This is a genomic window from Janibacter sp. FSL W8-0316 (assembly GCF_038004165.1).
Classification (GTDB): domain Bacteria; phylum Actinomycetota; class Actinomycetes; order Actinomycetales; family Dermatophilaceae; genus Janibacter; species Janibacter indicus.
The window spans coordinates 2,735,601-2,753,916 of the sequence record NZ_JBBOQX010000001.1 but is presented as its reverse complement, the minus strand read 5'-3'; the positions used below and the strand labels follow the sequence as shown (position 1 = coordinate 2,753,916).

Annotated in this window: 14 protein-coding genes; 8 read left to right on the top strand and 6 right to left on the bottom strand. The window is 71.4% G+C overall.

What is annotated here, in order from left to right; all coding sequences use genetic code 11:
• Nucleotides 1-131 precede the first annotated feature (131 nt).
• The 5 genes from NYE39_RS13525 to NYE39_RS13505 all read left to right on the top strand — a co-directional run bounded on the left by NYE39_RS13525 (nt 132) and on the right by NYE39_RS13505 (nt 5,700).
• The gene (locus NYE39_RS13525) at nt 132-1,526 is read left to right on the top strand and encodes a M20/M25/M40 family metallo-hydrolase (RefSeq protein ID WP_341012976.1); all 1,395 of its coding nucleotides are present in this window, start codon (nt 132-134) and stop codon (nt 1,524-1,526) included.
• 169 nt (nt 1,527-1,695) lie between these two features.
• Nucleotides 1,696-2,139, top strand: coding sequence for a DUF4870 domain-containing protein (locus tag NYE39_RS13520; RefSeq protein ID WP_341012975.1), 444 nt, complete (start codon nt 1,696-1,698; stop codon nt 2,137-2,139).
• 13 nt (nt 2,140-2,152) lie between these two features.
• A complete protein-coding gene (locus tag NYE39_RS13515; protein ID WP_341012974.1) occupies nt 2,153-2,602 on the top strand; it encodes a hypothetical protein in 450 nt (149 codons plus the stop codon).
• Between the two features lie 123 nt (nt 2,603-2,725).
• A complete protein-coding gene (locus NYE39_RS13510; RefSeq protein WP_341012973.1) occupies nt 2,726-4,603 on the top strand; it encodes a 2-oxoacid:acceptor oxidoreductase subunit alpha in 1,878 nt (625 codons plus the stop codon).
• Nucleotides 4,600-5,700 (top strand): 2-oxoacid:ferredoxin oxidoreductase subunit beta, encoded by a 1,101-nt coding sequence (locus NYE39_RS13505; protein WP_084449957.1) that lies wholly within the window; start codon nt 4,600-4,602, stop codon nt 5,698-5,700. Before NYE39_RS13510 ends, NYE39_RS13505 begins: the two co-directional genes overlap by 4 nt.
• A gap of 25 nt (nt 5,701-5,725) precedes the next feature.
• Here the strand turns inward: NYE39_RS13505 and NYE39_RS13500 are convergent, their stop codons facing one another.
• Both NYE39_RS13500 and NYE39_RS13495 read right to left on the bottom strand, forming a co-directional pair.
• Nucleotides 5,726-7,036: a D-arabinono-1,4-lactone oxidase gene (locus NYE39_RS13500; RefSeq protein ID WP_341012972.1), complete on the bottom strand. Its 1,311-nt coding sequence runs from the start codon at nt 7,034-7,036 to the stop codon at nt 5,726-5,728.
• Nucleotides 7,033-8,190, bottom strand: coding sequence for an alanine racemase (locus tag NYE39_RS13495; RefSeq protein WP_341012971.1), 1,158 nt, complete (start codon nt 8,188-8,190; stop codon nt 7,033-7,035). Before NYE39_RS13495 ends, NYE39_RS13500 begins: the two co-directional genes overlap by 4 nt.
• A 149-nt stretch (nt 8,191-8,339) precedes the next feature.
• Here NYE39_RS13495 and NYE39_RS13490 point away from each other — a divergent pair, with 149 nt between their 5' ends.
• The 3 genes from NYE39_RS13490 (at nt 8,340) to rarD (ending at nt 12,181) form a co-directional block, all read left to right on the top strand.
• Entirely contained in the window at nt 8,340-10,424 is a 2,085-nt protein-coding gene (locus NYE39_RS13490) for a PhoX family protein (RefSeq protein WP_341012970.1), read from the top strand.
• Nucleotides 10,425-10,502: 78 nt separating this feature from the next.
• Nucleotides 10,503-11,201, top strand: a complete 699-nt coding sequence (locus NYE39_RS13485; protein WP_072623693.1) for a class F sortase — start codon at nt 10,503-10,505, stop codon at nt 11,199-11,201.
• A gap of 41 nt (nt 11,202-11,242) precedes the next feature.
• On the top strand, nt 11,243-12,181 hold the full coding sequence (gene rarD, locus NYE39_RS13480; RefSeq protein WP_072623692.1) for an EamA family transporter RarD: 939 nt from the start codon (nt 11,243-11,245) through the stop codon (nt 12,179-12,181).
• Nucleotides 12,182-12,205: 24 nt separating this feature from the next.
• Here rarD and NYE39_RS13475 read toward each other — a convergent pair whose 3' ends face one another.
• From NYE39_RS13475 to nuoL, 4 genes are read right to left on the bottom strand one after another with little or no spacing between them, the layout of a single operon-like run.
• The gene (locus NYE39_RS13475) at nt 12,206-13,210 is read right to left on the bottom strand and encodes a polyprenyl synthetase family protein (RefSeq protein ID WP_072623691.1); all 1,005 of its coding nucleotides are present in this window, start codon (nt 13,208-13,210) and stop codon (nt 12,206-12,208) included.
• A gap of 2 nt (nt 13,211-13,212) precedes the next feature.
• Nucleotides 13,213-14,778 carry an NADH-quinone oxidoreductase subunit NuoN gene (nuoN, locus tag NYE39_RS13470; protein WP_341012969.1) on the bottom strand — a complete coding sequence of 522 codons (1,566 nt, stop codon included), beginning with the start codon at nt 14,776-14,778 and terminating at the stop codon, nt 13,213-13,215.
• On the bottom strand, nt 14,778-16,433 hold the full coding sequence (locus tag NYE39_RS13465) for an NADH-quinone oxidoreductase subunit M (RefSeq protein ID WP_341012968.1): 1,656 nt from the start codon (nt 16,431-16,433) through the stop codon (nt 14,778-14,780). Before NYE39_RS13465 ends, nuoN begins: the two co-directional genes overlap by 1 nt.
• Nucleotides 16,433-18,316: an NADH-quinone oxidoreductase subunit L gene (gene nuoL / locus NYE39_RS13460; protein ID WP_341012967.1), complete on the bottom strand. Its 1,884-nt coding sequence runs from the start codon at nt 18,314-18,316 to the stop codon at nt 16,433-16,435. The genes NYE39_RS13465 and nuoL overlap by 1 nt, the downstream gene beginning before the upstream one ends.

Below are 18,316 nucleotides of genomic sequence, written 5' to 3'. Positions count from 1 at the left end.
GGACGACCGGAGGAAACATCGTGCGCTCACGTACCGCTGCCGCTACCGCGGCCGCCGCGACCGCGGCGCTGGCACTCACCACCCTCGCCAGCAGCCCGGCCTAGGCAGACAACCCCAACAACAGCAAGAAGATGACCCAGGCGGTCACCGTGGACAACGTCCACGACCACCTCGAGGCCTTCCAGGAGATCGCCGACGCCAACGACGGCAACCGCGGTGCCGGCACGTCCGGCTACGAGGCCAGCGCGCAGTACGTCGAGAAGACCCTGCGCGACGCCGGCTACACGACCGAACGCCAGTACTTCGACTTCATCTACGAGGAGACCCACGCGGCGAGCCTCGACGAGATCTCCCCCGAGGCGCGCTCGGTCGAGCACGTGCCGATGTCCTACAGCCAACCCACCCCGGCGGGCGGCGTGACCGCCGAGCTCGTCGCGCCGAGCAACCCGCTCGGCTGCACCGCCGACGACGACGCGGGCGTCGACGTCGCCGGCAAGATCGCCGTCGTCAGCCGCGGCGAGTGCGCCTTCGGCGACAAGGCCGCGGCCGCCGATGCCGCGGGCGCCGCCGCCGTCATCGTCTACAACAACGCGCCCGGCGCCCTCAACGGCACGCTCGGCGGGGTCAACCCCGACAGCGCCCCGGCCACCGGTGTGACCCAGGAAGAGGGCCGGACGATCCTCGACAAGATGGCCGCCGGCCCGGTGACGATGAAGCTCGTCATCGACAAGACGCTGGAGGAGCGCGAGACCTTCAACGTCCTCGCCGAGACCGACACCGGCCGCGACGACAACGTCGTCATGCTCGGCGCCCACCTCGACGGCGTCCACGACGGCGCCGGCATCAACGACAACGGCTCGGGCAGCGCCGGCATCCTCGAGACGGCCGTCCAGCTGGGCAAGGTCAACAAGCTCAACAACAAGGTCCGCTTCGCCTGGTGGGGCGCCGAGGAGCTCGGTCTCATCGGCTCCGACCACTACGTCGCCGACCTGCAGGCCAACGACCCGGCCGCGCTCGACGACATCGCGACCTACCTCAACTTCGACATGATCGCCTCGCCCAACCACATCATCGGGGTCTACGACGCCGACGAGTCGACCTACGAGGCCCCGGTCGAGGTGCCCGCGGGCTCCGCCGCCACCGAAAAGGTCTTCACCGACTACTTCGACAAGGGCAACCAGGCGTGGGTCGACACGGAGTTCTCCGGTCGCAGCGACTACTCGGCCTTCATCGCCGCGGGCGTGCCCGCGTCGGGCCTCTTCACCGGCGCCGACGGGGTCAAGACCCCCGAGGAGGTCGAGAAGTTCGGTGGTGAGGCCGGCGTCATCTACGACCCGAACTACCACACCCCCGCCGACGACATCACCAACATCAACATGGATGCCCTCGACATCATGAGCGACGCGATCGCCCACGCGACGATCACCCTCGCGCAGTCGACCAAGGACATCAACGGCAAGTCCAGCCGGGGCAAGTCCGGCAAGCCGGCGCCGACCGTGCTGCCCGAGGGCGTCGACGCGGCCTGACCGCAGTCACGACCCCGACGGGGGTGCCCGGCCACGTGCCGGGCACCCCCGTCGTCGTGCACCCGGCGTCGCGCGAAGGGGGGATGACCCCCGCACCGTCTCGGCGGCGGGCCGCATTGGCTCACGGGCCGCGAACGGGCAGAGTCGGGGTGAGACCACAGGAGGACACATGAGCGAGCACCCGCAGACCCCACCCCTGCACGAGCCCCCGGCCCAGCAGACCCCGCCCCCACAGACCCCACCCCCCGGTTACGCCCCCACCCCGATGTCGCCGACCGAGGAGCGCAACCTCGGGATGATCGCCCACCTCGTGCCGGCGGTGCTGCTGCCGCTCAGCGCAGGCACGCTCGGCTTCGTCGGGTCCCTGATCATCTACCTGATCTACAAGGACCGCGGCCCCTTCGTGCGGGCCCACGCGGCCAACAGCCTCAACGTCCAGATCATGACGGCGATCGCGCTGCTCCTGTCGAGCGTGCTGATGATCGTGCTCGTCGGCTTCCTGCTCTACCCGCTCGTCATCGTCGTGGCGACCGTCATCCACGTCCTGGGTGCGGTCAAGGCCAACAACGGCGAGTGGTGGACCCCGCCGCTGACGCCGCAGCTCGTCAAGTGAGCGACGGCCCGCGGTGACCCAGCAGGCGAAGGGGGTCGTCGTCGCCGGGCACGGGGTCGCCTCCGGCCGGGCGGGCGACTCCCCCTTCGCCGCGGGAACGATCGAGCTGCAGGCGCCGCACTTCCGCGCCCGCGGGCTGGACCTGGCCCCCTTCGTCATGGCGACGGTCAACCTGGACCTCGCCCCGCACCGGCTCGCCCTGCGGCAGCCGCGGTGGACCTTCGTCGACGTCGACTGGACCGACGTGCACCCGCCGGAGACCTTCTCCTTCGTCGAGTGCACGGTGACCCGTGACGACGAGCAGGTCGACGGGCTGGTCTACCACCCGCACCCGGAGACCAAGCCCATGCACCACCAGCCCTCGACCGTCGTCGAGCTGCTCCTGCCGCGGCTGGCCGGGCTCGCCGCGGGCGAGGAGCTGTGGCTGCACCTCGACCCGCGACAGGCCGCCCTGGTCACATAACAGCGCGTTATCCATCTCATAACGTGACCGATTGGTTCGCGAGGAACCCCCCGACCTACCATGGAGGGACGTCCGGGGAGCGCCCGCGACATGACCGACCTGCGAGGGGCACGACCACCCATCATGAGCAGTACTGCGACGACCCAGGCCAAGGACCGCGTCATCATCCGCTTCGCCGGCGACTCCGGCGACGGCATGCAGCTGACCGGCGACCGGTTCACGGCCGACAGCGCGGCGCTGGGCAACGACCTGTCGACCCTGCCCAACTTCCCCGCCGAGATCCGCGCCCCCCAGGGGACGATCCCGGGCGTGAGCTCCTTCCAGCTGCACTTCGCCAGCTGGGACATCCTCACCCCCGGCGATGCCCCCGACGTCCTCGTCGCGATGAACCCCGCGGCCCTCAAGGCCAACCTCGCCGACGTCCCGCGCGGCGCGACGATCATCGTCAACACCGACGAGTTCAGCACCCGCAACCTCAAGAAGGTCGGCTGGGCGACCAGCCCCCTCGACGACGACACGCTCGAGTCCTGGCACGTGCACGCCCTGCCGCTCACCTCGATCACCGTCGAGGCCCTCGCCGAGTTCGACTCCCTGACCCGCAAGGAGAAGGAGCGGGCGAAGAACATGTTCGCCCTCGGCCTGCTGTCGTGGATGTACTCGCGGCCGATCACCGCCACCGAGGACTTCCTCACCTCGAAGTTCGGCGCCAAGCCCGACATCCTCGCCGCCAACCTCGCCGCGCTGCGCGCCGGGTGGAACTACGGCGAGACGACCGAGGACTTCGCCGTCCCCTTCACCGTGGCGCCGGCACCGACCCCGCCCGGCACCTACCGCAACATCACCGGCAACTCCGCGCTCTCGCTCGGCCTCGTCGCCGGCGCCCACCGCGCGGGCCGCCCGCTCGTGCTCGGCTCCTACCCGATCACCCCGGCGAGCGACATCCTGCACGCCCTCTCCGGCTACAAGCGCCACGGCGTGACGACGGTGCAGGCCGAGGACGAGATCGCCGGCATCGGCGTCGCGCTCGGCGCCTCCTTCGGCGGTGCGGTCGGCGTGACGACGACCTCCGGCCCGGGCGTCGCCCTGAAGTCGGAGACGATCGGCCTCGCAGTGAGCCTCGAGCTGCCGCTCGTCATCGTCGACGTGCAGCGTGGCGGGCCCTCGACCGGTCTGCCGACCAAGACCGAGCAGTCCGACCTGCTGCAGGCGATGTTCGGCCGCAACGGCGAGTCGCCGGTGCCGATCATCGCGCCGCAGACGTCGGCCGACTGCTTCGACGCGGCCCTCGAGGCCGTGCGCATCGCGACGGTCTACCGCACGCCGGTCTTCCTGCTCTCCGACGGCTACCTGGCCAACGGCTCCGAGCCGTGGCAGGTCCCGCAGGTCGCCGACCTGCCGGCCTTCCCCGTCGAGCTGGCCACCGAGCCCAACGCGACGGACGCCAAGGGCAACCCGACCTTCCACCCCTACGTCCGTGACGAGGAGACCCTCGCCCGGCCGTGGGCGGTGCCCGGCACCCCCGGCCTCGAGCACCGCATCGGCGGGATCGAGAAGGACGCCGTCACCGGCAACATCTCCTACGACCCCGACAACCACGACCTCATGGTCCGCACCCGCCAGGCCAAGGTGGACAAGATCGCCGACTCCATCGGCGACCTCGAGGTCGACGACCCGAGCGGCGACGCCCGGGTCCTCGTCCTCGGCTGGGGCTCGACCTACGGCCCCAACCTCGCCGCGGTCCGCCGCCTGCGGTCCGCCGGCAAGAGCGTCGCCCACGCGCACCTGCGCCACCTCAACCCCTTCCCGGCCAACACCGGTGAGGTCCTCGCGCGCTACGAGCGCGTCATCGTGCCCGAGATGAACCTCGGTCAGCTGGCGATGCTGCTGCGCGCGAAGTACCTCGTCGACGTCCGGTCCCACACCTCGGTCCGCGGTCTGCCCTTCAAGGTCGCCGACCTGGCCGAGGTCATCAACGCTGCCCTCCAGGAGGTCACGGCATGAGCATCGATCTCGGCATCCCCACGGTGGCGTCCGGCACGGCCGGCGTCCCGGCCCTCCCCGAGGGCGAAAAGCAGACCCGCAAGGACTTCGCCTCCGACCAGGAGGTGCGCTGGTGCCCCGGCTGCGGTGACTACGCGATCCTCGCGGCCGTCCAGGGCTTCCTGCCCGAGCTCGGCCTGCGGCGCGAGAACATCACCTTCGTCTCCGGCATCGGCTGCTCCTCGCGCTTCCCCTACTACCTCGACACCTACGGGATGCACTCGATCCACGGGCGCGCCCCGGCGATCGCGACCGGGCTGGCGACGAGCCGCCCGGACCTGTCGGTGTGGGTCGTCACCGGTGACGGCGACGCCCTGTCCATCGGCGGCAATCACCTCATCCACGCGATGCGGCGCAACGTCAACATGACGATCCTGCTCTTCAACAACCGCATCTACGGCCTGACCAAGGGCCAGTACAGCCCGACCTCGCAGCCGGGCCTGGTGACCAAGTCCTCCCCCATGGGCTCGGTCGACGCCCCCTTCAACCCCGTCTCGCTGGCGCTCGGTGCCGAGGGCACCTTCGTCGCGCGGACCATGGACTCCGACCGCAAGCACCTCACCGAGGTGCTCAAGGCGGCTGCGGCACACCGCGGCACGTCGATCGTCGAGATCTACCAGAACTGCCCGATCTTCAACGACGGCGCCTTCGAGCTGATCAAGGACGTCGAGCAGCAGAAGGCACGTCTGGTGCACCTGCGCGACGGCGAGCCGGTCGCCATCGGCGACGAGGGCGAGCGCGAGCTGCTCGTCCGAGGCGAAGGGGGGTCCGTCCGCTTCGTGCCGGAGGCCGAGGTCTCCGAGCAGGGACTGGCCGACCACGTCGTCGTCCACGACGTCACCCTCTCCGACCCGAGCCAGGCCTTCTCGATCAGCCGGCTCGACTCCGAGTCGATGACGCACGTGCCGATGGGCATCTTCCGCGCCGTCGACCGCCCGACCTACGACGACCAGACCCGCGCGCAGGTCGAGTCCGCGGTCGACCTCGCCGGCGGCCCGGCCACCGACGACGACCTGCAGGACCTGCTCCACGGCAAGGACACCTGGACCGTCGAGTGACCGCATTGCCCTACGGCAATGCAGATCAGGGGCCGAGGACCCGGTCCAGGTAGTCGTTGGCCAGGACCCGGCCGGGGTCCAGCCGGTCGCGCAGGGCGACGAAGTCGCCGTGCCGCGGGTACAGGGCCGACAGCCGCTCGGCGTCGAGGGTGTGCAGCTTGCCCCAGTGCGGGCGGCCGGCGTGCGCCGCGACGATCTCCTCGAAGGCTCCGAAGTAGGCCGTCGGGTCGGCGCCCCGCACGTGCTGGTGCACCGCGACATAGGCGTTGGCGCGCTCGTGGCCGGTCGAGAGCCAGATGTCGTCGGACGCGGCGACGCGCACCTCGACGGGGAAGCTGATCGGCTCGCGTCGCCGCTCCACCCACGCGTGCAGGTCGGTGAGCACGTCGGCGACCGCCTCGCGCGGCACGGCGTACTCCGACTCGACGAAGCGCACGGTCCGCGGCGTCACGAAGACCTCGTGCGAGACCGCGGTGTAGGAGCGCTGCGACAGCGCCCGGGCGGCCACGGCGTTGAAGGGCAGCACCGCCCGCGGCACGTGGGCCAGCACGCGGTTGACCGCGCCGAAGACGGTGTTGGACAGCAGCTCGTCGTCGAGCCGGCGACGCCACTCGGCCAGCGGCTCGTCGACCTCGTCGGGCACGAGGTCGTTGGCCTTGGTCTGCACCCGTCGCGTGCCGGGGAACCAGTACATCTCGAAGTGCCGGTGGGCGTCGAAGAGCTCCTGGATGCGCGGCAGCACCGCGTCGAGCTCGTCGGGCGACTCCACGGCGCGCAGCCGGTAGGCCGGCAGGCAGGCGAGCTCGATCTCGGTGACGACGCCGAGCGCGCCGAGGCCGACCCGCGCCGCCCCGAAGAGCTCCGGGTCGCTCTCGTCGACCCACCGCTCCTGCCCGTCGGGCGTGACGAGCTGCAGCCCGACGATGCCTGCGGCCAGCCCGGGCAGCCCGGCGCCGGTCCCGTGGGTGCCGGTCGACGTCGCACCGGCGAGCGTCTGGGCGTCGATGTCACCGAGGTTGGGCATGGCCAGTCCGAGCCAGTCGAGGGCCTGGTTGAGGACGCGAAGGGGGGTCCCCGCCAGCACCCGGACCCGCCCGGTGTGCCGGTCGGCCGAGACGATGCCCGACAGGTGGTGCAGGTCCAGGCGCAGGTCGTCGGCCTGAGCGACGGCCGTGAAGGAGTGCCCGCTGCCGACGGGGCGGATGCGCCGCCCTTCGCCCGCCGCGGAGCGGACCGCCTCGGCCACCTCCTCGGGGGTGCGCGGGGCCACCGCCTCGGCGCCGTCCGTGACGTTGCCGGCCCAGTTGGACCACGTGTCGCGGCGACGGGACCTCATCCGAAGCACCGCCCTTCGCCGCGGTAGGTCGGCACGACGTCGACGACCTCTCCCCCGCTGATGACGACGTAGTCGTCGAAGCGCTCGGCGAGCTCGCCCGCCTTGGCGTGCCGCCACCACACCCGGTCACCGATCGCCAGGTCGCGAGCGGCCTTGCCGCGCAAGGGGGTCTGCACCTCACCGGCGCCCTCGGTCCCGACGAGCGAGAGCCCGGCGGGGTGCACCGGCGTCGGCACCCGGGAGTTGCCTGCGGGCCCGGAGGCGATGTAGCCCCCGGAGAAGCAGGTGACGACGTCGCGCGTCGGCCGGCGGACGACGGGCAGCGCGAAGCCGACCGCGGGCTGCGGGGTGAAGGCGTCGTAGCCGTCGAAGAGCGTCGGCCCGACGAGGCCGGACCCGGCGGCGAGCTCGGTGAGCGCGGGGTCCGCGCCGGTCACCTCGAGCGAGCCGGTGCCGCCGCCGTTGACGATCGTCAGCGGCCCGGCGACCGCCTCGACCGCAGCCCGGACGGCACCGCGCCGGCGACGCAGCGAGGCGTCGCTGCGCCGCTTGACGAGACGCACCGCCGCGGAGCTGTCGGGCAGCCCGGCGATCTGGGCGTCGTAGAACATCAGGCCGACGACCCGCAGGCCCGCCCCCTGCGCGGCGCGCGCCACAGTGGCGGCGACCCGCGGCGAGCGAAGGGGGCTGCGACGCACCCCGAGGTGCGCCGGACCGACCCGCAGGGAGGCGTCGACGTCGACGACGACCCGCACCGGCGCGCCGTGCGGCAGCCACCGGCGCAGCGCGTCGACCTGCTCGCGCGAGTCGACGGCGATGCTCACCTGCTCCAGGGCCCGCTCGTCGGCGGCGAGCGCCTGCAGCGCCTCACGATCGGTCGTCGGGTAGGCGACGAAGAGGTCGTCGACACCGTGGCCGGCGAGCCACAGCGCCTCGGGCAGGGAGTAGGCCATGACCCCGGCGAAGCCGGGCGTCGCCAGGGCCCGCTCGAGCAGGTGGCGCACCCGGATCGACTTGCTCGCCACCCGGATCGGGCGGCCACCGGCCCGTCGCACGAGGTCGGCGGCATTGGCGTCGTAGGCATCGAGGTCGACCACGGCGAAGGGGGCGGACCTCCCCTTCGTCGCACGGTCCCAGGTCGCAAAGTTGGTCACCTGACCCACATTACTCACGGGAGCGACCGTTCGACTGCGCGTCACCTTCCCGTCACGTCGAGGCCGCCCGACGTGACCCGGGCCTCCCTAGGTTGCTGAGGTCCCTGACATGTCACCCCGCCCCTCGGCGGGATCCTCGGAGGAAATCGATGACGCCCCCTCGCAACGACCGCACCCTGCTGCCCCTGGCCGCCGGCCACCGGGACGGCGGCCGCTCCGCGGCCACCTGCATCTGGAAGTGCAACGACGCGTGCAGCAAGCCGGTCCCCAACACCTCGGACAACGAGTACTTCGGCGACGTGGTGGCCGCGTCCCGTCGCTCGGTGCTCAAGGCCGGCGGCGCCGCCGCGGCCCTCGCCGGCCTGACGACCATCGCCACGGGCGCGGCCACGCCCGCCGCGGCCGCCGGCCCGGGCAAGAAGGCCCCCTTCGGCTTCACGCCCATCGACCCCGTGCCCGCCGGCACCGACGAGGTCGTCGTCCCCGAGGGCTTCCAGTGGGCCCCGATCATCGCCTGGGGCGACCCGGTCCTCGCCGGCGCCCCCGCCTTCGACTTCGACCGCCAGAGCGCCGCCGCGCAGGCCGGCCAGATGGGCTACAACTGCGACTACGTCGGTGTCGTGCGCACCCGGGGTCAGAACAACGCCGTGCTCGTCGTCAACAACGAGTACACCAACAACAACCTGATGTTCCACGACTACACGACCGCGGCCGCGATGACGGACGACCAGGTCCAGATCACGATGAACGCCCACGGCATGACCGTCGTGGAGATGTCGCGCAAGAACCCCCACAGCAAGTGGGTCTACACCAAGGGCGCCCCGCTCAACCGGCGGATCACGGCCGAGACCCCCTTCGAGCTCGTCGGTCCGGTCCGCGGCCACGACCTCGTCAAGACCTCCGCCGACCCGGCCGGCACGACCCCGCTCGGCACCTTCGGCAACTGCGCCGGCGGCACCACCCCGTGGGGCACGATCCTGTCCGGCGAGGAGAACTTCAACGGCTACTTCACCCAGCCGGCCGCCCCGAGCGACGACCTCGCCGGGCAGGGCGCCAAGCGCTACGGTCTCGCGGGTGGCTCCAAGAGCCAGCACAACTGGGACCGCCTCGACCAGCGCTTCGACCTGACCAAGGAGCCCAACGAGGCGCACCGCCACGGCTGGATCATCGAGGTCGACCCGAGCGACCCGACGAGCACCCCCCGCAAGCTCACCGCCCTCGGGCGGATGAAGCACGAGGGCGCCAACGTCGTCATCGCGCGGGACGGCCGCGTCGTCGCCTACATGGGTGACGACGAGCGCTTTGACTACATGTACAAGTTCGTGTCGAAGGCGAAGTACCGCAAGAACGACCGCGCCCACAACCTCACGCTCCTGCACGAGGGCGACCTCTACGTCGCGAAGTTCGTCGGCGACGGCTCCGCCGACGGCGAGCACGACGGCACCGGGCAGTGGCTGCCGCTCGTCGTCGACGGCAAGTCCAAGGTCGACGGCATGAGCGTCGAGGAGGTGCTCACCTTCGTGCGGGTCGCCGCCGACAAGGTCGGCCCGACGAAGATGGACCGCCCCGAGGACGTCGAGGTCAACCCGGTCAACGGCCGCGTCTACGCCGCCCTGACCAACAACTCCGCCCGCACCCCCGCGCAGGTCGACGAGGCCAACCCCCGGGCCAACAACAAGCACGGCCAGGTCCTCGAGATCACCGAGGACCGTGGCGACCACACCCGCACGACCTTCACGTGGAAGCTCGTACTCGTCTGCGGCGACCCGAACGACCCGCAGACCTACTTCAACGGCTACGACAAGTCGCAGGTCAGCCCGATCTCCTGCCCCGACAACGTCGCCTTCGACGGCGATGGCAACCTCTGGGTCGCCACCGACGGCAACGCGCTCGGCCACTGCGACGGCATGTACCTCATGCCGCTCGAGGGCAAGCACAAGGGCCACCTGCAGCAGTTCCTCTCGGTGCCGGCCTACGGCGAGTGCTGCGGCCCGCTCATCGAGTGGGACGACCGGGTGGTCTTCGCGGCCGTGCAGCACCCGGGCGAGTCGGACGGCGCCACCACCGCCGCCCCGACGAGCACCTTCCCCTACCGCGGCAACACCCAGCCGCGCCCCTCGGTCATCATGATCTGGCCGGAGGCGAAGGGGGGACACGGCAAGGGCCACGGCAAGGGCCACGGCAAGGGCCACGGCAAGGGCCACGGCAAGGGCCACGGCAAGGGCAAGAACTGAGCCCGGTCATCCCTTCCCGGTGGGCCGTCCGCGAGGACTCGCGGGCGGCCCACCGCCGTCCCGTGACAAGGTGAGCCCATGACCCTCCCCCGCCGCAGCGCCCTCGCCGCCGGCACGCTGCTCGCGCTCGCCGTGGCCGCCTGCTCCGACGAGGAGTCGTCGGGGTCAGGGTCGAGCACGTCGAGGACGCCGTCGACCACCTCGGGCACGACACCGAGCGCGTCGAGCACGTCGACATCGGCCGACCCGACGGTGGACGTCACCGCGAGCCCCGACCCGACCCAGCCGGCCGACGCTCGCGACGCGGCGCTCGCCGACGTCGACGGCGGCGCCGAGGCGATCAGCCTGGCCATCCCCGCCGTCGGCCTGCGCACCCCGCTCGAGGCCCAGGGCCTGCGCGGTGGCGTGGTCAACCCCCGCCCCGGTCAGGTCATCTGGTTCACCGGCTACGAGCGGGTGCGCCCCGGCGCAACCGGCACGAGCGTCCTGGCCGGGCACGTCGTCTCCGGCGGCGCACCGGACCGCTTCGCGGCGCTCGAGCAGCTCGAGGTCGGCGACGGTGTCGTTTTGGGCTACCCCAGCGGGACCGAGGTGCGCTTCGAGGTGACGAGCACCGACATCGTCGACAAGCAGGAGCTGACGAGCGACCCGTCCGTCTGGGGCCGCAACGACGACACCCGCCGGATCGTGCTCATCACCTGCGACGACCGGTTGGGTTTCCGCGAGGACGGGCACCGCACCGCCAACTTCGTCGCCGTCGCCGAGCTGCCCGACTGACCGCTGCCGAGGCCACCGACGCCCGGGAGTAGCCTCGCCGGGTGACACCCTCTCGCGATGGCCGCGGCGTCCTCGCCGCCTGGCTCGCCTACGGCATCTGGGGCCTCTTCCCGCTCTACTTCCATGCGCTGCGCCCCTCCGGGGCCGTGGAGATCCTCGCCCACCGGATCGTGTGGACCTTCGTGCTGTGCGTCGTCGTGCTGCTGCTGCGCCACGAGCTCGTCGCGCTCGCCCGACGGCTGCGCGGCCGGTTGGCGCTCGGCGTGGGCATCGCCGCCCACCTCATCGGGATCAACTGGTTCGTCTACGTCTACGCCGTCGGGACCGGGCGCACGAGCGAGGCCGCGCTCGGCTACTTCCTCAACCCCATCGTCACCGTGGCACTCGGTGTGCTCGTGCTGGGCGAGCGGCTGCGGGTGCTCCAGTGGATCGCCGTCGGCGTCGGTGCCGTCGCAGCGCTCTACCTCACTCTCGCGGGCGGCGGGCTGCCCTGGATCTCCCTCGTCCTGGCCCTGTCCTTCGGCGGCTACGGGCTGACCAAGAAGCGCCTGGGCGCCAGCCTGCCCGCCCTGCACTCCCTCTCGGCCGAGACCGTCTTCCTCATGCCGGCGGCGCTCGGCCTGCTGTGGTGGCTCACCGCAGCGGGCGACTCGACCTTCACGGTCGACGCCCCGTGGCACCCGCTCCTGCTCGTCGCCGCGGGCGCGATCACGGCCGTCCCGCTGCTGCTCTTCGCCGAGGCCGCACGCCGGATCCCCCTCGTGACGATCGGGCTGATCCAGTTCATCACGCCGGTGCTCCAGCTCGTCGTGAGCGTCACCGTGCTCGGCGAGCACCTCGAGCCGGCCCGCTGGGTCGGCTTCGCGATCGTCTGGGTGGCGCTGGCCTTCCTCACCGTCGACTCGGTGGCCTCCGCCCGCAGGCGGCGGCGTCCCGCCGACGACGAGTGCGAGTCCCTGGAGCCCGTCGAGCCGGTCTGAGGCCCGGCGAAGGGAGCGGACGCGTCAGCCGACGCGGTGGATGACGCCGTCCATGAGCGCGATGAGCGCGGTCTTGGCGTCGCTGTCGGGCAGCGCGTCGAGGGAGGCGGTCGCCCGACGGCCCACCTCGAGGGTCTCCTCGCGGGCGGCGGCCATGCCCGGGTGCACCCGCAGCAGCTCCAGCGCCCGCTCGAGCCGCTCGGGCTCCTTGAGCTCGGAGCGCAGCAGCTCCTGCAGCTCGGCATCGGCGGGGTCGGTGGAGGCCAGGGCGTTGAGCACCGGCAGGGTGCGCTTGCCCTCGCGCAGGTCGGTGCCGGGCGTCTTGCCCGTCTCGCCGGACTCGCTGGCGATGTCGATGAGGTCGTCGGCCAGCTGGAAGGCGATGCCCAGCTGCTCGCCGTAGTCGGTGACGAGCTCGACGACCTCGGGGCTGCAGCCGCCGTACATGGCGCCGTAGCGGGCCGCGGTCGCGACGAGGACACCGGTCTTGTCGGCGAGCACCCCGCGGTAGTACTCGCGCGGGTCGGCACCCTCGGGGCAGGGCCGGTCGTCGCGGATCTGCCCGGAGCACAGCCGGATGAAGGTCTGCGCCTGGATCTTGACCGCATCGGCCCCGAGGTCGGCGATGATGTCGGACGCGGTGCCGAAGAGCAGGTCGCCGACGAGGATCGCCGTCGAGTTGTCGTAGCGGGCGTTGGCGCTGGGGGCGCCCCGGCGCAGGTCGGCCTCGTCCATGACGTCGTCGTGGTAGAGGCTGGCCAGGTGGGTCAGCTCGACCCCCGCCGCCGCGGCGACGACCCGGTCGTCGATGCCCTCGCCGAGCTCGGCGACGAGCATCGTGAGCACCGGCCGGAAGCGCTTGCCCCCGGCGCGCGCCAGGTGGAGGTTGGCCTCGGTGATGAAGTCGTCCTCGTTGCGGGTGCGCTCGACGATCAGCGCCTCGACCCGCTCCAGCCCCTCGGCCAGCCGGGAGCTCAACGCGTCGCTGGCCTCCGGCAGTGCGAGGACAGGGGGCGTTGCGCTGGTCATGGTCACCTCGGGATGAAGACGCTGGACTGCTCGGCCAGCTCGAGGAGCGGGCCGGGGAAGACACCGAGCACGATGGTGGCGATGACGCCGATGCCGATGACGACGAGGGACAGCGTAGCCGGGGCCGCGACGGTGACCTCACCCGCCGGTTCGGTGAAGAACATCAGCACGATCAGCCGCACGTAGACGAAGGCGGTGATGGCCGACATGAGCACGCCGATGACCACGAGGACGACCCCCGCGAGACCGCCGTGCTCGATGGCCGGCATGAAGGCGGCGACCTTGGCCGTGAAGCCCGAGGTCAGCGGGATGCCGGCGAAGCCGAGCATGAAGAGCGCGAAGGCGCCCGCCAGGTAGGGGTGCGTGCGCCCGAGCCCCGCCCACTGGGACAGGTGGGTGGCCTCGGCCCCGCGCTCGCGCACGAGGTTGACGACGGCGAAGGCGGCGATCGTCGTGATGCCGTAGGCGACGACGTAGAAGAGCACTCCCTCGATGCCGCTGCGGTCGAAGGCGATGAGCGCGACGAGGATGAAGCCGGCGTGGGCGATCGAGCTGTAGGCGAGCAGCCGCTTGACGTCGGTCTGGGTCACCGAGAGCACCGCGCCGACGACCATCGTCAGGGCCGCGACGACGATGACACCCATCCGCCACTCCCAGCGGGTGGTCTCGAGGCCCACGTAGACCAGACGCAGCAGCGCACCGAAGGCGGCGGCCTTGGTGCACGCGGCCATGAAGCCGGTCACCGGGGTCGGGGCGCCCTGGTAGACGTCGGGGGTCCAGGAGTGGAAGGGGGCGGCGCCCACCTTGAAGAGCAGGCCCACGAGCACCATGACGACACCCGGCAGGAGCAGCCCCTCGAGGTCACCGGTCGAGGTGGTCGCGGCCGCCGCGATCTCGGCCAGACCGATCGACCCGGCGTAGCCGTAGAGCAGCGCTGCGCCGAAGAGGAAGAAGCCGGACGAGAAGGCCCCGAGGAGGAAGTACTTCAGCGCCGCCTCCTGCGAGAGCAGGCGCCGACGCCGGGCCAGCCCGGACATGAGGTAGAGCGGCAGCGACAGCAGCTCGAGCGCGACGAACATCGTCAGCAGGTCGTTGGACGCGGGGAAGAGCAGCATGCCGGCGAGCGCGAAGAGCGCGAGCGGGAAGACCTCGGTCGTCGACCAGCCCTTGCGGGCGGCCTGCGCCTCGAGGTTGGAGCCCGGGCTCGCGGCACCCATCGGGGTGAAGGCATCAGCGGTCTCGCCGCCGAGGCGGTCGGCCATGACGAAGAGGCCGAGCAGCCCGAGGAGGAGCAGGGCGCCCTGCATGAAGCGGGTCGGCTCGTCGACGGCGACGGTGCCGCCCACGCTGACCCCGGTCTCGTCGCCGGTCATGAAGACCAGCGCGGCGAAGGAGAGCACGAGGGTCGAGACCGAGACGACGACCTGGGTGACGTGTCGGGCGGGCCGCGGCGCGAAGGCCTCGACGAGCACGCCGACGAAGCCGCCGACGAGGAGCACGATCATCGGCGAGAGGGCCCAGTAGCTGAACTCGACGGCCTCGAAGGCCGCGGGGACGGTCAGGGTCATCAGTGGTCACTCCCGGAGGTCGAACCGGCGTCGGCGGGGACGGACGGGGCCGGGTCGCTGACGCCGACGATCTGCAGGGTCCGCTCGACCGCGGGGTCGAGGGTGTCGAGGACGGGTCCCGGGAAGAAGCCGAGCACGACGAGGGCGATGACCACCGGGGCCACGACGGCCTTCTCTCGCCAGCCGAGGTCTCGCAGGGGTGCCGTCAGGCGAGCCGGCGTGACGCCCTCGTCGAGGTCGGCACGCACGTAGGGCAGCTCGGCGGTCGCGGGGGCCTCCCCTTCGCCCCGGTCCGTGCCGGCGCCCTCGGGGTCGACGACCGGGGGCGGCCCGGTGAAGATCCGCTTGTACATGAGCAGCACGTAGATCGCGGCGAGGACGACGCCCCACACGGCGAAGGCGGTGGCCACCGGCTGCGTCGACCAGGACCCGGCGATGACGAGGAACTCCGAGACGAAGGTCGACAGGCCCGGCAGCGACAGGGTCGCGAGGCCGGCGACGAGGAAGGCCCCGGCGAGCCACGGGGTGGCCCGCTGCCAGCCGCCGTAGTCGTCGATCCGCTGGCTGCCGCGGCGGGCGATGAGCATGCCCGCGACGAGGAAGAGGCCGGCGGTCGCGAAGCCGTGGTTGACCATGTAGAAGTTGGCGCCCGACTGGGCGACCGAGGTGAAGGCGAAGATGCCCAGGACGATGAAGCCGAAGTGGCTCACCGAGGTGAAGGCGATGAGGCGCATGATGTCCGGCTCGCCGATCGCGAGGATCGCGCCGTAGAGGATCGAGAAGACCGCAAGGGTGACGACGACCGGCGTCGCCCACTGGCTCGCCTCGGGGAAGAGCTGGAGGCAGAAGCGGATCATCCCGTAGGTGCCGACCTTGTCGAGCACGCCGACGAGCAGGGTCGCGACGGCCGGACGGGAGGCGGCGGCCGCGTCGGGCAGCCAGGTGTGCACCGGCCACATCGGCGCCTTGACGGCGAAGGCGATGAAGAAGGCGATGAAGATCCAGCGCTCGGTGGCGCCGCCGATCTCCAGCCCGGTGAGCCGCTCGACGAGGAAGCCGTCGTCGCCACCGGGGCCCTGCAGGTAGAGGGCGATGACGCCGACGAGCATGATCAGCCCGCCCGCGAGGGAGAAGAGGAGGAACTTCATCGCCGCGGCCTGGCGGCGGGCACCGCCGTACATCCCGATGAGGAAGTAGACCGGGATGAGCATCGCCTCGAAGAAGACGTAGAAGAGGAAGACGTCGATCGCCGCGAAGACGCCGACCATGAAGGGCAGCAGCGACAGCAGCAGCGCGAAGTAGCCCTTGTGCCAGGTGCCGCCCTCGGGGACGTCGTCCCACGCGGCGAGGATGCACACGGGCACGAGGACGAGTGCCATGAGGATCAGGGCGAGCGAGATGCCGTCCACCCCGAGGGCGTAGCTGACGCCCAGCTGCGGGATCCACTCGTGGCGCTCGACCATCTGGAACTGCTCGCTGCTGCCCCGGGTGAAGCTCGTCGCCGTCGCGGCGATGCCGATCACGAGGGTCAGCAGGGCGACGCCGAGGGCGATGGGCCGGGCGAGCAGCGCACTGCGCGAAGGGAGGACGGCCACCACGAGCGCGCCGACGGCCGGCACGGCCATGAGCAGGGTGAGCCAGGGCAGGTTGTCCATCAGTTGATCACCCACAGGGCTGCGAGGAAGGCGACGACGCCGGTGAACATCGTCAGGGCGTAGGAGCGCGCGTAGCCGTTCTGAGCCGTGCGCAGCCAGGAGGAGACGCTCTCGATCGACCGGCTCAGGCCGCCGACACCGGCACCGTCGACGCCCTCGACGTCGGCGGAGACCAGGCCGCGGGTGAGCGAGATGCCGGGCCACTGGAGCAGGGTCGCGTTGAGCTCGTCCTGGTAGAGGTCGGCGCGGGCGGCGCGGGTGAGCGCGTTGCCCTCCGGCGCGACCTGCGGGACGTCGCCGCGACCGTAGACCAGCCAGGCCCACACGGCGCCGACGGCGACGACGACGAGAGTGGCGCCCATGAGGACCGGGATCGGCAGGACCGGCTCGTGGTGCTCGACGTGGCCGAGGACCGGTTCGAGCCAGGTCGTGATCGGGGCGACCGTCGCGAGGACGAGACCCAGCAGGGCCGAGCCCACGGCCAGGACCATCATCGGGATCGTCATCGTGAGCGGCGACTCGTGCGGGTGGACATCATCGGTCCAGCGCTTCTTGCCGTGGAAGGTCATGAAGAACAGCCGCGACATGTAGAAGGCGGTGATGCCGGCACCGAGGAGCGCGGTCAGGCCGAAGACCCACGGGCGCCAGCCCTCGCCGACGAAGGCGGCCTCGATGATCTTGTCCTTGCTCCAGAAGCCGGCGAAGGGGGGAACCCCGAGGATCGCCAGCCAGCCGAGGCCGAAGGTCACCCAGGTGATCTTCATGACCGTCGACAGCCCGCCGAAGCGGCGCATGTCGACCTGGTCGCCCATGCCGTGCATGACCGAGCCGGCCCCGAGGAACATCCCGGCCTTGAAGAAGCCGTGCGTCACGAGGTGGAAGATCGCGAAGGCGTAGCCGACCGGGCCCAGGCCCGCGGCGAGCATCATGTAGCCGATCTGGCTCATCGTCGAGGCGGCGAGCGCCTTCTTCATGTCGTCCTTGGCGCAGCCGACGATCGCCCCGTAGACGAGGGTGATCGCGCCGACGACGACGACCGCGAGCTGGGCGTCGGGTGCGGCGTCGAAGATGTGGTGGCTGCGCACGACGAGGTAGACGCCGGCGGTGACCATGGTCGCGGCGTGGATGAGCGCCGAGACGGGGGTCGGGCCGGCCATGGCGTCACCGAGCCAGGACTGCAACGGGAACTGCGCGGACTTGCCGCACGCGCCGAGCAGGAGCAGCAGGCCGATCGCCGTGAGGGTCCCCTCTCCGGCACCGCCGACTGCGGCGTCGACCGCAGCGAAGTCCACCGTGCCGAAGGTCGCGAGCATGATCGACATCGCGAGGATCAGGCCGACATCACCGATGCGGTTGGCGATGAAGGCCTTGTTGGCCGCGGTCGCGTAGGCGGGGTTGTGGTTCCAGAAGCCGATGAGCAGCCACGACGCCAGGCCCACACCCTCCCAGCCGACGAAGAGCAGCAGGTAGGAGTCGGCGAGGACGAGCAGCAGCATCGACGCGACGAAGAGGTTGAGGTAGGCGAAGAAGCGCCGCTTGTCGGGGTCGTGCTCCATGTAGCCGAGCGAGTAGACGTGGATCAGCGAGCCGACGAAGGTGATGAGCAGGACGAAGGCCATCGACAGCGGGTCGACGAGCAGCCCGGCGGTGACGTCGATGGTGCCCGCCGGCACCCAGTCCCACAGGTGGATCGAGTGGGCGCGGTCGTGCGGTTCGGCGCCGAGCATCGAGACGAAGACCGCCGCGCCGACGAGAAAGCTGCCCCACGACAGGAGGGTCGCGAGCAGCGGGCCGAAGGAGTCGGTGAGGCGTCCGCCGAGCAGGAGCAGGGTCGCGCCGAGGAGCGGCAGGGCGACGAGGAGCCAGGCATATTCGGTGATCAC